The sequence below is a fragment of the Microcoleus sp. BR0-C5 genome, from assembly GCF_036705045.1.
Classification (GTDB): Bacteria; Cyanobacteriota; Cyanobacteriia; order Cyanobacteriales; family Microcoleaceae; genus Microcoleus.
In genome coordinates this window covers 1,585-15,274 of the sequence record NZ_JAUBTR010000026.1, presented here as the reverse complement: position 1 = coordinate 15,274, position 13,690 = coordinate 1,585, and the positions used below count along the sequence as shown (strand labels likewise).

10 protein-coding genes are annotated in these 13,690 nt (G+C 49.9%); 8 read left to right on the top strand and 2 right to left on the bottom strand.

The window, feature by feature from the left end:
* The first annotated feature begins 36 nt into the window (after window positions 1-36).
* On the top strand, window positions 37-897 hold the full coding sequence (locus tag QUB08_RS14610; RefSeq protein ID WP_333225375.1) for a class I SAM-dependent methyltransferase: 861 nt from the start codon (window positions 37-39) through the stop codon (window positions 895-897).
* A gap of 216 nt (window positions 898-1,113) precedes the next feature.
* Here QUB08_RS14610 and QUB08_RS14605 read toward each other — a convergent pair whose 3' ends face one another.
* Window positions 1,114-1,329 carry a hypothetical protein gene (locus QUB08_RS14605; protein ID WP_333225373.1) on the bottom strand — a complete coding sequence of 72 codons (216 nt, stop codon included), beginning with the start codon at window positions 1,327-1,329 and terminating at the stop codon, window positions 1,114-1,116.
* A gap of 518 nt (window positions 1,330-1,847) precedes the next feature.
* Here QUB08_RS14605 and QUB08_RS14600 point away from each other — a divergent pair.
* The 4 genes from QUB08_RS14600 (at window position 1,848) to rodA (ending at window position 4,381) form a co-directional block, all read left to right on the top strand.
* Window positions 1,848-2,051 (top strand): hypothetical protein, encoded by a 204-nt coding sequence (locus tag QUB08_RS14600; protein WP_333225372.1) that lies wholly within the window; start codon window positions 1,848-1,850, stop codon window positions 2,049-2,051.
* On the top strand, window positions 2,030-2,290 hold the full coding sequence (locus tag QUB08_RS14595) for a tetratricopeptide repeat protein (protein WP_333225427.1): 261 nt from the start codon (window positions 2,030-2,032) through the stop codon (window positions 2,288-2,290). The genes QUB08_RS14600 and QUB08_RS14595 overlap by 22 nt, the downstream gene beginning before the upstream one ends.
* A gap of 221 nt (window positions 2,291-2,511) precedes the next feature.
* Entirely contained in the window at window positions 2,512-2,859 is a 348-nt protein-coding gene (locus QUB08_RS14590; RefSeq protein WP_333044084.1) for a VOC family protein, read from the top strand.
* Between the two features lie 262 nt (window positions 2,860-3,121).
* Entirely contained in the window at window positions 3,122-4,381 is a 1,260-nt protein-coding gene (rodA, locus tag QUB08_RS14585; RefSeq protein ID WP_333225371.1) for a rod shape-determining protein RodA, read from the top strand.
* A gap of 507 nt (window positions 4,382-4,888) precedes the next feature.
* Here the strand turns inward: rodA and QUB08_RS14580 are convergent.
* Window positions 4,889-6,253, bottom strand: a complete 1,365-nt coding sequence (locus tag QUB08_RS14580; protein WP_333225370.1) for a proton extrusion protein PcxA — start codon at window positions 6,251-6,253, stop codon at window positions 4,889-4,891.
* Window positions 6,254-6,305: 52 nt separating this feature from the next.
* On the opposite strand from QUB08_RS14580, the gene QUB08_RS14575 reads away from it, so the two are divergent.
* The 3 genes from QUB08_RS14575 to QUB08_RS14565 form a co-directional block, all read left to right on the top strand.
* Complete coding sequence (locus QUB08_RS14575) at window positions 6,306-8,516, top strand: recombinase family protein (RefSeq protein ID WP_333225368.1); 2,211 nt, start codon at window positions 6,306-6,308, stop codon at window positions 8,514-8,516.
* 377 nt (window positions 8,517-8,893) lie between these two features.
* Window positions 8,894-12,184: an Ig-like domain-containing protein gene (locus tag QUB08_RS14570; RefSeq protein WP_333225366.1), complete on the top strand. Its 3,291-nt coding sequence runs from the start codon at window positions 8,894-8,896 to the stop codon at window positions 12,182-12,184.
* A 34-nt stretch (window positions 12,185-12,218) separates the two neighbouring features.
* A partial coding sequence (locus QUB08_RS14565; protein ID WP_333225365.1) for a calcium-binding protein occupies window positions 12,219-13,690 on the top strand: 1,472 nt, incomplete at its 3' end.

Genomic DNA, 13,690 nt, shown 5'->3' with positions numbered 1-13,690 from the left:
ATTTGACCTGTACTGAATATTTTGGAGTTAAAAATTATGACCAGCACAAATGATTACAAATGGCTAATCCCCTCTTCTCATAACCTTGGCTCGAAATCTCTTGAAGAAGAGAAAGCTCTCTGGGATAAAAGCCACGAAGATTATACCAACACCGCTTTCAGCCTCACCCAAGACCCCAAAATCTGCAAAAACTTAATCCGTCCAGAGCGTTCTCCCGGCTATGATATTCCCAACTCGCCTGACATCAAAGTCCTAATTCCCGGTTGTGGCTCGGAAATTTATCTTCAGAAAACCTTACTAGAATTTTGCCCCCAAATTGGACAAATCTACTGTACCGATTTTTCCAAAACAGCGATTGAAAAAGCACAAGCACACTGGAAAACAGCAGATGGAGATTCCCGACTCAACAATCAGCAAATCGTGTTTGAGCAAGTAGACTCCACGCGAATCACCGAACAAAAACCGGAGTGGAACGAGAAATTTGATTACGTCCTCCTCGCAAATTCCGTGGTTTCCAGTGAGGATAAAACCAACCGCGAGATGATACGGGAATTTGGTAAAGTTCTCAAGCCTGGTGGCAAGATATACGGATATTTCCCAACCACATTATGCTTCTTAGAAATTGCCTATTTTAGTCGCAAACACGCTCACTGTGTTACAGAGGGATTTATCGATGTCTACGGCAATAAAGTTTGGGATGCTGAGTGGCAAGAGGCCCAAATTTATTACACTCCCTTGCGGTTAAATCGCATCTTTAAAGAAGCGGGATTAAAACAACTCAGTTTGGAGATGCAGTTTTTGGACTATGAGCCTTTTGTTTCCATGTTTAAAGAGATGATAGATCATGACGACCCGGATATTTTTCTCTGGCATCTTCTAGTTCGTTATCAAAAATAGGACTTAGGCATTTGGGCGAAGCATCTCGCTTGATGCTTCGTTTCACTAAGCATGACACATCGGCTTTGCGTAATTAGGGACACGGCAATGCCGTGTCCTTCTTCGTGTCAACAACTAGGTTAAACCCGCAGTCCGGCAAGGGTTGAAACCCCTGCCTCAAAGCTAAAGTCCTCGCTATGAGGACTGAAAAACTCATTAGTCCTCATAGCGAGGACTTTAGCTATTAGACAGGGAATTCATTCCCTGGCGGTCTGGCGGACTGGCGACTGTCAGCGGCGAGTTATGGTTGAGGTCAAACTCTAGAATCTGGAAATTAACAGAGGCCAGAAGTACGATCGCCCTTTTGAAGAGAAATGTATCCAAATAGAAACGCGATCGCAAATTTATTTTTTCTAGCCTCCGATAACTCCCCACCTCCAGATTGTTTCCCAACTACGCTTCAACTATCAGAGTAATGTTGTCAAGTCTCACGACACGAACAACTTCACCGGGTTGCAAAGTTATTTCTCGTTAGCGAAGCCCTCAAAGACGATCGCACTTCGCCGGCCACCAACTGTTTTGAAAACGAACGCGGCCGCATTCTTGAGGGCGAATTTGTTCATCCCCGATCGCTGTTTCAACATCGTTAATAGACATAGCTGCTTGCTCCTGAATATAAACTCGACTTGATTTGTGCGGATGTCAGAAGCTTTTCTGTCAACTTATTCTCCACACTCAACCGTGTCACTTCTGATTATTATTTGAGCGGTTTATACAGTATTTTAGGCATTTATTATCGGAGCTTAAACGAGATCAATCAAGCCATATAATGCCATTAAATATCATAAATTAAAGCCACTAAATCTTGGCAAATTATAGCTAAAAACAGCGAAAATGAAAACAGCAAACAAGCAAATCTGGAATTTGGGAAAGTTAACGCTGCAATTAATATAGGTTTTTGTCAAATAGAAATGCGCGAATTAGAATCAGCTATGGAGATATTTGTCAAGCTGAAAACTTCGCGGGCCGAAATCGGGAGTAATAGCTATTCGATCAATGTCGGGTTAGCTTTCCTCAACTCCTGTGTCGGAGAAAAAAAGAGGCGGAAGAGCTCGCCGAAAAACTTTATGCCGATCGGGAAAACAGTCAGTTGGTGGGTACGGGATACAAGTTAGTGTTTCTCGCCGCCACCTACAAAAATCTGGGAGACACAGAGAAAGCTTTGAGCTTGTACCGCCAAGCGATCGCCCAAGCCGACCAAAACCAGTACAGCACCATCAAAGCCAAATCTCTCAGCGGTATAGCAGCGCTGTACCGAGAACCGGGAGAATTTGACCAAGCCCTGCAGCACCATGCAGAAGCAATAGAAATACTCGATCGAGCCAGCGCTAAATTAGACCGAGCCGAAGCTTGATCTCAACTAGCATTAACAGAACAAAAACTTGGTAACATCGAGAAAACCCAAGAAAATTTTGACCGCGCCATTCAACTGTTCAGCGAAATGGACGCCAGCAAACAAGTAGAAAAAGTACAGTTAGCCGCGCAAAAAAAAATTAGAAATAATACCTAATTAATCGAGCAAAAAATCAGAAAATAGATACAATAAACGAAAGAACAACCATAAACTTTGTAGAGATGAAACTAAAACGATTGGGACACGTAGCCGTCTGCGTGCAAGACATAGAGAAGTCTGCTGAGTTCTACCTAAACTTGGGCATGGAGTTAGTTTGGAAAGATGCAGACTGGGCTTATTTGAAAGCAGGAGAGGACGGATTGGCGCTGTTGAGTCCGAGTTACGACCAAGCAGGGCCGCATTTTGGGTTTGTATTTGACGATCGTACCGAAATGGAATCCGCCTACGAACAACTCAAAGCCGATGGTGTTTCCGTCACCCACATCCACGAACACCGCGACGGTACTGCATCCTTCTACGGCAGAGATCCAGATGGGAACGGCTTCGAGTACCTTTACGAACCGGCCTGACTATTTTCGGACTTGCCGATCGCGGCGATCGGGCTAAATCCGCGTAAGGTGCGCGGTCTGGCGCACCTTACAGATTAGTGTGTCCGCGCACTCAATGCCCGTTGCGGACGGCCCGGAACCTCCCTAAAACTCGCCGAATAAAGTTACATACTTACACCGACGCTTCTAAAGTAACGTGCAGGCTGTGAATCCGAAATATATCCACAACTTCCGAAAATCGGCTCGATAATCTAAAATCTAAAATCTAAAATCTAAAATCCTCATGTTGCAGAGAATACAAGTCAGAAACCGCTGGAAATCAATCTTCAAACCCTGGGAAGAAGCAGACCCTTGGCTGTTTGGCGCTTGCATCGCCCTCACCATCTTCGGGGGAGTCATGATCCGCAGCGTCGAAATCAACCAGGGGCTGATCGACTGGTGGCGGCACTGGGTAACTGGGGCAGTCGGTTTGTTCCTCGCCATCATCATTTCCCGCTGTCGCTACCAAATACTGCTTGAGTGGAAATGGCCGATTTACATATTAATCAATTTGTCCCTGATCGCAGTGCGTTTTATCGGTACTACAGGGCTTGGTGCCCAGCGGTGGATCAACATCGGCGGCTTTTACCTGCAACCGTCAGAATTTGCCAAAGTAGGCATGATTATCACTTTAGCAGCTCTCCTACACGACAAGACTGTCCCCACGGTGGGTAATATGTTGAGGATGCTGGCGATTATGGCTGTACCCTGGGGATTGATCTTTGCCGAACCAAATTTAGGTACTTCCTTGGTGTTCGGCGCGATCACAATGGGGATGTTTTACTGGGGTAATGTCAATCCCGGCTGGCTAATATTGCTATTCTCTCCTCTCATCTCAGTTCTCCTCAATAACCTGTCTACACCGATTTGGGTAGCCTGGGTAGTTGTTGCAGGTATTATCGCTTGGCGAACCCTGCCTTGGCCCTGGTTGGGGACTTTCGGTGCTGTGTTGGTGAACGTTGTTTCTGGACACCTCGGACATATTTTTTGGAATGTGCTCAAAGATTATCAAAAAATGCGTCTGACAGGGTTTTTAAACCCAGAGAAAGATCCTTTAGGCAGCGGATATCACTTGATTCAATCTCGGATTGCTATTGGGGCCGGGGAACTGAAGGGCCGGGGTTTGTTTCAGGGAACGCAAACTCAGCTTAACTTTATTCCCGAACAGCATACGGACTTTATTTTTTCAGCTATTGGCGAAGAATTGGGTTTTATTGGCTGTATTGGCGTGTTGTTGGTGTTCTGGATAATTTGTTTCCGGTTGGTAACGATCGCTCAAACTGCTAACGATAATTTTGGTTCTTTGCTAGCGATCGGCGTACTCTCAATGTTGATTTTTCAGGTGTTTGTAAATATTGGGATGAACATTGGCTTGGCTCCGGTTACGGGCATTCCGCTGCCTTTCCTAAGTTACGGGAATGCGTCGCTGCTGAGTAATTTTCTCGGCCTGGGACTGGTGGAGGCGGTGGCAAGCCAGCGACAGCGTAAGAAGCGTTGGAATTAGGTCATTGGTAATTGGTTCTGGGAATGCGATCGCCCTTTTGATTTCTTTCGAGAAATTCTGCGGGCGATCGCATTTTTTTTCGATCGACCAAGGCGCATCTAAATTTTACGCTTCCTGAGCGGAGCCTTGATGAGTGTCAAGTTTGATACAATTATTGTCTGGCGCGCGCGAGAACCCGCCCAACAATAAAATTTAGAGTCCTAACAGCTTAAGTAGATCAACTTAATTAAACCACTCCTGACGCAAAAAATAAATGGTTTTATGCGCTATGGGTAAGCCACTATCTGTGCAGTGGGCGCCCTAATGAGGACGTTATCAATGCCTGAAACCATTGCTATTATTACATCTTTTTTTCTTCTTCCTTCCTTCTTCGTTCTTCGTTCTTCCTTCTTCCTGACATCCGTTACATCCGCTACATCCGTTACAAAATCCGTTGCCGAACTTCCTTCTTCCTGACATCCGTTACATCCGTTACAAAATCCGTTGCCGAACTTCCTTCGCCCCTGATTACTCGTTCATATTCTTGTACGTAGCAACAGCCGAAGGCGAACTCCGGTTTAAATAGCGGAATATCCAATACTTAAATACCGTATCCAAGATCACTGGAAACGTTGCAATGAACAAAAATATGAACTGCCTATTTTCTGGCAGTCCCAAATGCCTCGATAAACCTTCGAGAATTACTTCCCAACCATGAGGCGAGTGGAATCCGACAAACACATCCGTAAACAAAATAATTACGAAAGCTTTCGCACTGTCGCTGAGGCCGTAAATCACATCGTCCATGAAAGACTTTAAAATCTCAATCTCTTTCTTGTTAGTGACGATAATCGCGGCAAAGGCTATGCAGGAAATCAAATCGGCAAAAATATTTTTAATAGCTCCACCACTTTCAGCGCGGTATTCCTCCGCTAGCTCAACTGCTTTCTCGGCAATCTTCTTTTCCGTTTCCTCTAAAGAAAGCGACGGAGCAATGCCTATTAACCTTTCAAATTTGAGGTGTTGCTCAAATCTCTCCAGTTCTTGGAATGCTTCTTCTTCCAGGTTAACATTTATGAAAAGTGGAGCATTTTCTTTGCCCCTAAAATGGTCAACTACCGGGCCGACTAGAAAGTTTTTGGAAATTTGATTCGTCAACAGCGGAACTAAAATCAAAAGCAAAATAAATCTCAGAGAAATAATTGTTTTGACTTTGGAATTGCGAAAATTCTTAACTACTTCTTTTTCCGCTTCCGGGTCTAAATCTTTAGTAATTCGATTCAAAGTTCCCAGAAGCGATCGCGGTAATAAATTCACTTCTTCATAGTTAGTATCAACCTCACCATCGTGAATTTTAACAGAATTAACTGAACCTTTATTTTGATCAGGTGGAGAGCTGCTATTTTTTGTAGATTTTGGCTGCACATTTACTGAACTGACAACCGGAACAATTGCCGTCGATCTACTATTATTAATATACTTGTCGATGACTCCATCAATAAACTCTAGCTTCTCAAATATAAGGGAGGCTCTATCTTTATTGTTGAGATGTAATCCGTGCTGGTGATGATCCGCGCTGTGCCCCGTTTTCGGTTTGGCCCCCACTCGCTCCGGCAGTTCCAAAAAAGAACGGCTAGCATTAAACTCAACCATTCGGGTTTGGATAACCTTGAGGTATTTTTGCAGTTCGGATTTAAAGTAAGACAGGGTGCTTTGTCCGTAATCTCCCGATCGCTCAGAGATTCCTTGACCGCCAAAATGCTCGTCTTCGATCGCCTTAATTGCTAAGGCTGCATCGTAGGCCTGTTCTAGAGCCCTCTCAGGGGTTTCTCGATACCATTGGTGAAGGCTGTAGAGATATTTTACAATCCTGTTCCACGGAGAAGTATTCATAGCTAAAGCTGGTTAGTTGGCTGTAGACATTAGTGATTAAAGTATTCACGGTATGGTAACAAATTTACATAAATTGAGAACTGCCACCGAAGATTCAATTTGGATTGTCGGATCTGCCCGCAGCGGCAAAACCACTCGTTTAGTCGAGCAGTTCTGCATTTGGAGTAAAACTGTCAAGCCTCAGCCTGCAACAGTTTCAGGGCGATCGAGTTCGGGGCGACGCCGGGCTGGACAAACTGCCCCAGCAATTTTAGTCTTAGCAGCTAACGGAGACAACCGGCTAGAATTGGCCGATCGCATCGCCGTTGCTACCGAAGGAAAATATACCTTTCACTCCACAACGCCCTTCGGTTTTTTTGAGCAGGAAGTATTGTTATTTTGGCCCCTGCTAGTTCAGTCGCTGGATGTGAGAGCTCAATTTCCCCTACGGCTGCAACCTGAAACAGAACTGGAACTTGCCGCGAGACTCTGGCGTCGCGAACTAGACGAAGGCATTTTGCAAAAAACAGGGGTAAGTCCAAACCGAATGGTGCGTCGAACACTAGACTTATTACAACTTGCTGCTGTCAGCGGTACACCGAGAGAAGAGATTCCCAGCATTCTGGAACAGGGATTTGCGGCTGACGGCGGCTCGACAAACCTGTGGACTAGCATGGGAGAGTTGCTGGAAAGGTGGCGGGAATGGTGCTTGACGCGGGGGCTCCTGACTTACGGGATTGTTTGCGAACTCTACTGGCGCTATTTGTTGCCGGATGTCAGTTACCAGCAGCATTTGGCCTCTAGATATCAAGCTGTGATCGCAGACGATGTTGACGATTATCCGGCGATAAGTCGCCATTTGTTCGATCGAATGCTAGACCAAGGTGCAGCGGGGGCTTTCTCCTACAATCCAGAGGGAGGAGTGCGTTTGGGCTTGGGAGCTGACACGGAATACCTAGCCCGACTCGAAAGCCGCTGTCAAAGTGTGGAAAATTTGGACGCAAAAGCGGGTTTAGCCGCAGAGATTGGAGAGTTAGCGGTAAGTTTAGCAGTTAATTCTGAGGGTTTTTATCCTTTAGGCTTGAGTTTGCCCGGTAAAGTTCGATCGCTCCAAACCACTTCCCGCGCTCAACTGCTGCGAGAAACCGCCGAAATCATCGTCGATGCGGTGAAGTCACAAGCCGTGGAACCGCAGGAAATCGCCGTAATTGCCCCTGGGATGGATGCGATCGCCCGTTACAGTTTAACAGAAATTCTCGCGCGAGATGGTATCGCCGCCGTATCTCTCAACGATCAGCGTCCCCTCTCGACTACCCCAGAGATTCGAGCTTTACTCACTTTGTTAGCCTTAGTTTATCCGGGACTCGGCCGTTTAGTCGATCGAGACGGCGCAGCCGAAATGCTGGTAGTGTTGGGCAGCCAGAAACACCGTTCATTGGAAACAGAAGATTCTAACTCGACTTTCAATCTAACATCTCAAATTCACCATCAAAAATCTATCGACCAAGTGAGAGCAGGTTTAATCGCCGATCACTGTTTTTGTCCAGATATCGATCGACCTCAATTGCTGGCAATTACAGCCTTTCCCCGGTGGGACAGAGTGGGACACCGAGCAGCCAGGGCCTACGAGCAGATTGTGGAGTGGATCGAACAACAGCGATCGCAACAGCAGGAGCGGCTGTTGCCGAGCCCAATTGCCCTGCTCGATCGAGCCATCCAGAAATTTCTCATGAACGACAGATACCTCCCCTACGATCGGCTAGCAGCCCTGCGCGAGTTAATGGAAACCGCCACCCACTACTGGGAAATCAACGGGCGAATGCAGCGCGTAGAACCAACAAACGGCGGCGACTCAGAAACCATCGCCCGGTTCATCCATTTGTTGCGCCAAGGAACCGTCACCGCCAACCCCTTTCCAGTGCGTCCCGAAGGCCCAGCAGCCAGAGCCGTCACCCTCGCCAACATCTTCCAGTACCGCAGCAGCCGCCGCGCCCACAAATGGCACTTTTGGCTGGATGCTGGCTCGCCCCTGTGGCTGAGCGGCGGTGCGGCGACATTGTTTGGCGCTCCCTTATTTTTGCGATCGCAACTGGGGCGTCCCTGGGAAACCGAAGAGGAAACGGCGGCCGACCAACAGCGACTGCGGCGAATTCTGCTAGATTTGTTAAGTCGCTGTTCCCTGCTTTACCTTTGCCACAGCGAACTATCCGTCAGTGGACAAGAACAAACCGGGCCGCTTCTGCCCCTAATTAACAGCTCTGTTTCTTGTCAGCAGTCAGCATAACATTCGCTTCAGCAGGCAAGAGGCACATCTGTATTCAGCATTCGACATTCGGAAAGAAAAAATTATGACGGCGAAGATTTTTATTTTTTCTGATTCTGGATAAATACACCGGGCTGATTCCAAGCCCGACTTCTAGGTTCTATCGAAATGGCGCGATATTAAAGTATACCCAACCTAGGCATCAAAACGTGCAATCATTAATATTTTTAGATCAAAAGATGCCCCGCTTAAAAAATATCTATAGCCGTTGCAGTTTTGATTTAGTATGTTAGAAATAATGGGGTTATTAATCAATTTTAAGCCAGATTTGTGGCAACAAACTGATACTAATCAGTTCTTAAAGTAAATCGGGATCGTCGTTTAAAGGAGCCAAAATAATGCCAAGTGCAGTGCCATTAGTAATTATACCACCTCCAACACCAACACCAGAACCAGAACCAGAGACGCCAACACCAGAGACGCCAACACCAGAGACGCCAACACCAGAGACGCCAACACCAACTCCGACTCCGACTCCGACACCAACACCACCTCCCTCCGGGGACGACACCTTTGGTGGCATAGATGACACAGTGGGCGGAGGCCAAGGTACCTCGCCTGCAGTCATCGGCGGCGTAGTCCGCGGCACAGAAAGCAACGACTCCTTAGCTGGCAGTCCCGGCCCAGACGTGATTTCCGGGCTGCAAGGCAACGACACCTTGCAAGGAGTCGGAGGCGACGATTTACTATTTGGCAACGACGATGACGACGTGCTGTTCGGCAATGAGGGCAACGACGTTCTCGACGGCGGTTCAGGACTCGATACCCTGTACGGAGGCAAAGGCAACGACTGCCTCGACGGGGCAAATAACCCTGACCTGCTGTATGGCAATGACGCCAACGACACGGTAATCGGAGGCGAAGGCAGAGACACGGCTTACGGTGGCAAAGGCAGCGACAGCTTGCGTGGCGGTTCTGGCGACGATAGCTTTTTGGGCGATAGAGGCGACGACATCGTGTGGGGCGACCAAGGCAACGACTCGCTCTTCGGTGGCGAGGGCGAAGACTTGCTATTTGGCAACGAAGGAGGCGACTGGCTATACGGAAACGCCGGCGGGGACACATTTTTTTCCGGCGACGGCGACGACATCGTATTCGGCGGCGACGGTGATGACATCGTGGACGGCGGTGCTGGCAATGACGTTCTTTGGGGCGAAGCAGGCAAAGACATAATGGCAGGAGGCGAAGGCAGAGATGTCTTCGTCATCGGTGCCTTCAGTTCCCCCAGCGGCAGCAGCGACGGCACTAACGCGGCATTTATCACCACAGGCGGCCCCGACATCGCCGATGCCGACATTTTCACAGACTTTCGCCAAGGCGAAGATTTAATCGGGTTAACCGGCGACCTCAAGTTTGAAGATTTGGTAATCTTCCAAAGCACTGAGACCAAAGCCGGCAGTACGATTATTCGCAACGGCGTCAGCGGCGACTTTCTAGCAGTATTACCCGGAGTAGACAGCAGAACCCTAGGGCGAAGCTCATTTGTAATTGCCCCCACAGTTCCCGGCAGCGCCACTCCGCTTCCCCTACCGACACCGACAGGAAGTCCGACACCGACGCCGACACCGACACCGACAGGAAGTCCGACACCGACGCCGACGCCGACGCCGACAGGAAGTCCGACACCGACGCCGACACCAACGCCGACAGAGCCGGTGCCGACGTTCCCGACGCCGACAACAGGAAGTCCGACGCCGACAGGAAGTCCGACGCCGACAGGAAGTCCGACGCCGACGTTCCCGACGCCCATCTTTAACCAACCTCCAAGAGCAGTTAACGACAACTTCACCACGGTTGCGGGTCAAGAACTCAGTTTCAACGTTCTGTTGAACGACACTGACGAGGAACAAAGCGCTCTGACTGTCACGACTTTTACTCCAACAGCCAAGGGGAGCCTGAGCCCCGTGGGCGGTGGCGTATTCAAATACACCCCGAATCCCGGCTTCTTGGGTACTGACAGCTTCAGCTACTCGATCGCAGACGGCAGCGGCGCCACAAGTAAGGCGGTAGTAACCATCAACGTCAGTAGCCCGCCGCAGCTAATAATTAACGACGGTGTGGTGGTTGCCAAAAGTAATCCTATCCAGACAATCACTGCCGCCGATTTGTTAATCACAGATCCCGACAACAGCCCCTTGGAAATCGTTTACACGATTACTAAAGCCCCCGATGCTACCAGAGGTTTTGTCCAAAGGGGTAGCACCTTTCTCAACGTCGGCGGCAAATTCACGCAAGACGATATCAACAACAACATCGTCAAATACAACTTGCTGGCAGCAGGTGGGAGCGACACTTTCACGTTTACAGCCTCCGACGGCTCTGCAACTATCGGGCCGGCATCCTTCAGCATCACGGTGGTAGATAATATTGTCGATCGCAGCGCACTCCCGGCCAGCAGCTTTACAGGCAGCAACCTCAGCGACTTCATCCTCGGCGGGGCCGGCGACGATACCCTATCTGGGGGCGACGGCAACGACCTGATCGATGGTAATGGCGGCAACGACATCCAATTCGGTGAAGCAGGCAACGACTCGGTGGTGGGTGCGATCGGCAATGACATCCTCGACGGCGGACTGGGCAACGACACCGTTGACGGCCAAGACGGCATAGACTCGCTGATCGGCGGACTGGGCAACGACCTGATGTTCGGCGGCAATGACAATGACAACCTCTTGGGCGGTGACAACAACGACACCATTGACGGCGGAACAGGCAATGACTCGATGTTGGGAGAATCCGGCGACGACTCGATACTTGGTGGCGCTGGGATCGACACCTTACTTGGTGGCATTGGCGATGACTCCCTCGACGGGGGTGCAGGCGACGACATCCTCGATGGTGGACTGGGCAGAAACTTGCTCGACGGGGGTATCAATAACGACTCCATCTTGGGCGCGGACAGCGATGACACGATTTTGGGTGGAGGAGGCAACGACACGGGACTCGGAGGTTCGGGCAATGACTACGTGTTGGGCGAGGCCGGCACCGATTCCCTCGACGGCCAAGCGGGCGACGACACTCTCGACGGCGGTGCCGGCAGCGACTGTCTCAGCGGCGCCTTCGGCAATGACTTGGTATTGGGCGGCGATGACAACGACTCGCTTTCCGGCGGTGCAGGCAATGACATTTTGGGTGGCGGTGCCGGTTCTGACTTGCTCACGGGCGATGCTGGCAATGATTTCTTCTACTACGAAACTCCCAGCGAAGGTGTGGACGTGATTGCTGACTTTAACGCTAACGGCAGCGAGACCGACAGATTTTTGTTCAGGTCGTCAAATTTCGCAGGTTTAACCAACTCAGGAACTACTCTCGATTTCACCAGTTTTATCGTCAGGAATATCGGGTCTAGCGGCGACGACATCAGCAAGCAATCAGTCATTTTGTTTGAATCTAAATTTGACAACGCTCAAGCAGTAAATGCAGTGTTGAAGAATCAAAAGGGTTCGAGCAAAACGGGAGCTTTCTTCGTGTACCTGAACAATACTTTTAACAAGTACGTTCTCGGCTTTGACCCGAATGTGGCAGATGACAGTCTCCCAGCTTTCGATTTGGGAGTGTTGAATTCTATTCCTACAGTGCCGGGAGCGCTCAGCACCGTCATTACTGCATCTGACTTTAAGTTTATTTAGTAGTTTTTGAGTAGCGTCGCAAGGAGTCGGAACAATGCCAAGTGCAGTACCACTAATTTTTCTCGAAGGGCGGCTACCCGATGAGAACGGGGATAGTTTGGATAGCGGTACGGTGCCGCAGCCTACGCCGTCGTCGGGAACGGAGCCGATGATGACGGGGACTTCGACAGGGATGACGGGGACTTCCACAGGGATGACGGGGACTTCGACAGGGATGACGGGGACTTCGACAGGGATGACGGGGACTTCCACAGGGATGACGGGGACTTCCACAGGGATGACGGGGACTTCCACAGGGATGACGGGGACGGGCCCGGACATTTCGATCACCCCGGTGCCGCGGCCAACTCTGACAGTTCCAACCCCTCCCCCACAGCCACTTTTTGTCGATGGCTTAGTTGTCGCAAATGACGGCAGTAACTATTTAATCGGCAGCTTATTCAATGACACGATTGCCGGGGCAGGCGGCGATGACACGCTTCTGAGTCGGGACGGAGACGATCTACTAAGGGGCGAAGACGGTAACGATTCTCTCAACGGCGGCGCTGCTAAAGATATCGTTGAGGGCGGTCGCGGTAATGACACGGCGCGGGGCGGCAAAGGCGATGACTTGGTTTCTGGCGACCAAGGCGATGACCTAGCTTTTGGCGACCAGGGCAACGATCTTGTCTTGGGTTCTGAAGGCAACGACTCGCTATACGGCGGTAAAGGCAATGACTGTCTGCGCGGTGGTGGCGAGGACGACCTGATTTTTGGCGACAAGGGCAGTGACACTGTTTTTGGCGACACGGGTAATGACTGCCTGATCGGCGCTGCGGGCAATGATATTTTGTTGGGCTCCGAGGGCGGGGATGTTATCACCGGCGGTGTTGGTAACGATACTGGTGATGGCGGCGAGGGTGATGACCTGATCTTCGGGGGCGACGGCAATGATTCTTTGTCTGGAGATGCTGGGGATGATATTCTTTCGGGCGATCGCGGGTCTGATACTCTGACAGGAGGCGACGGATCGGATATCTTTGTTCTCGGTAGGGTGGGTACGTCGGCTGGCAACGGGTTTCTCACTACTGGCGGCCGCGAAATCGGCGATGCTGATGTAATTAGAGATTTTAATGCCGGAGATTCGATCGGTCTGGCTGGAGGTCTGAACTTTACAGAGTTAGAAATTTTCCAGGGCCAAGGCTCGAATTCTAGCAACACGATTATTAGGGACAGGCGAACTGGGGAATTTTTGGCGGTGTTGATTGATGTTCGATCGAACTCGCTAGATGAATCTCGGTTCACTACAGCTCAAATACCCCGCGTAGACGACAATCCCTTCACCATTGAGGGGACAACAACGAGTCCGACAGCATCACCGGGGACAAGTCCGGCACCAGCAGCGGGGACAAGTCCGGCACCAGCAGCGGGGACAAGTCCGGCACCATCACCGGCACCAGCAGCGGGGACAAGTCCGGCACCATCACCGGCACCAGCAGCGGGGACAAGTCCGGCACCATCACCGGC

What these genes read in the sequence shown, in the direction of transcription:
- QUB08_RS14575 (WP_333225368.1), top strand. Translation starts at nt 6,306, where the DNA reads ATGGTAACAAATTTACATAAATTGAGAACTGCCACCGAAGATTCAATT.
- QUB08_RS14600 (WP_333225372.1), top strand. Translation starts at nt 1,848, where the DNA reads ATGCGCGAATTAGAATCAGCTATGGAGATATTTGTCAAGCTGAAAACT.
- QUB08_RS14610 (WP_333225375.1), top strand. Translation starts at nt 37, where the DNA reads ATGACCAGCACAAATGATTACAAATGGCTAATCCCCTCTTCTCATAAC.
- QUB08_RS14590 (WP_333044084.1), top strand. Translation starts at nt 2,512, where the DNA reads ATGAAACTAAAACGATTGGGACACGTAGCCGTCTGCGTGCAAGACATA.
- rodA (WP_333225371.1), top strand. Translation starts at nt 3,122, where the DNA reads ATGTTGCAGAGAATACAAGTCAGAAACCGCTGGAAATCAATCTTCAAA.
- QUB08_RS14580 (WP_333225370.1), bottom strand. Translation starts at nt 6,253, where the DNA reads ATGAATACTTCTCCGTGGAACAGGATTGTAAAATATCTCTACAGCCTT.
- QUB08_RS14570 (WP_333225366.1), top strand. Translation starts at nt 8,894, where the DNA reads ATGCCAAGTGCAGTGCCATTAGTAATTATACCACCTCCAACACCAACA.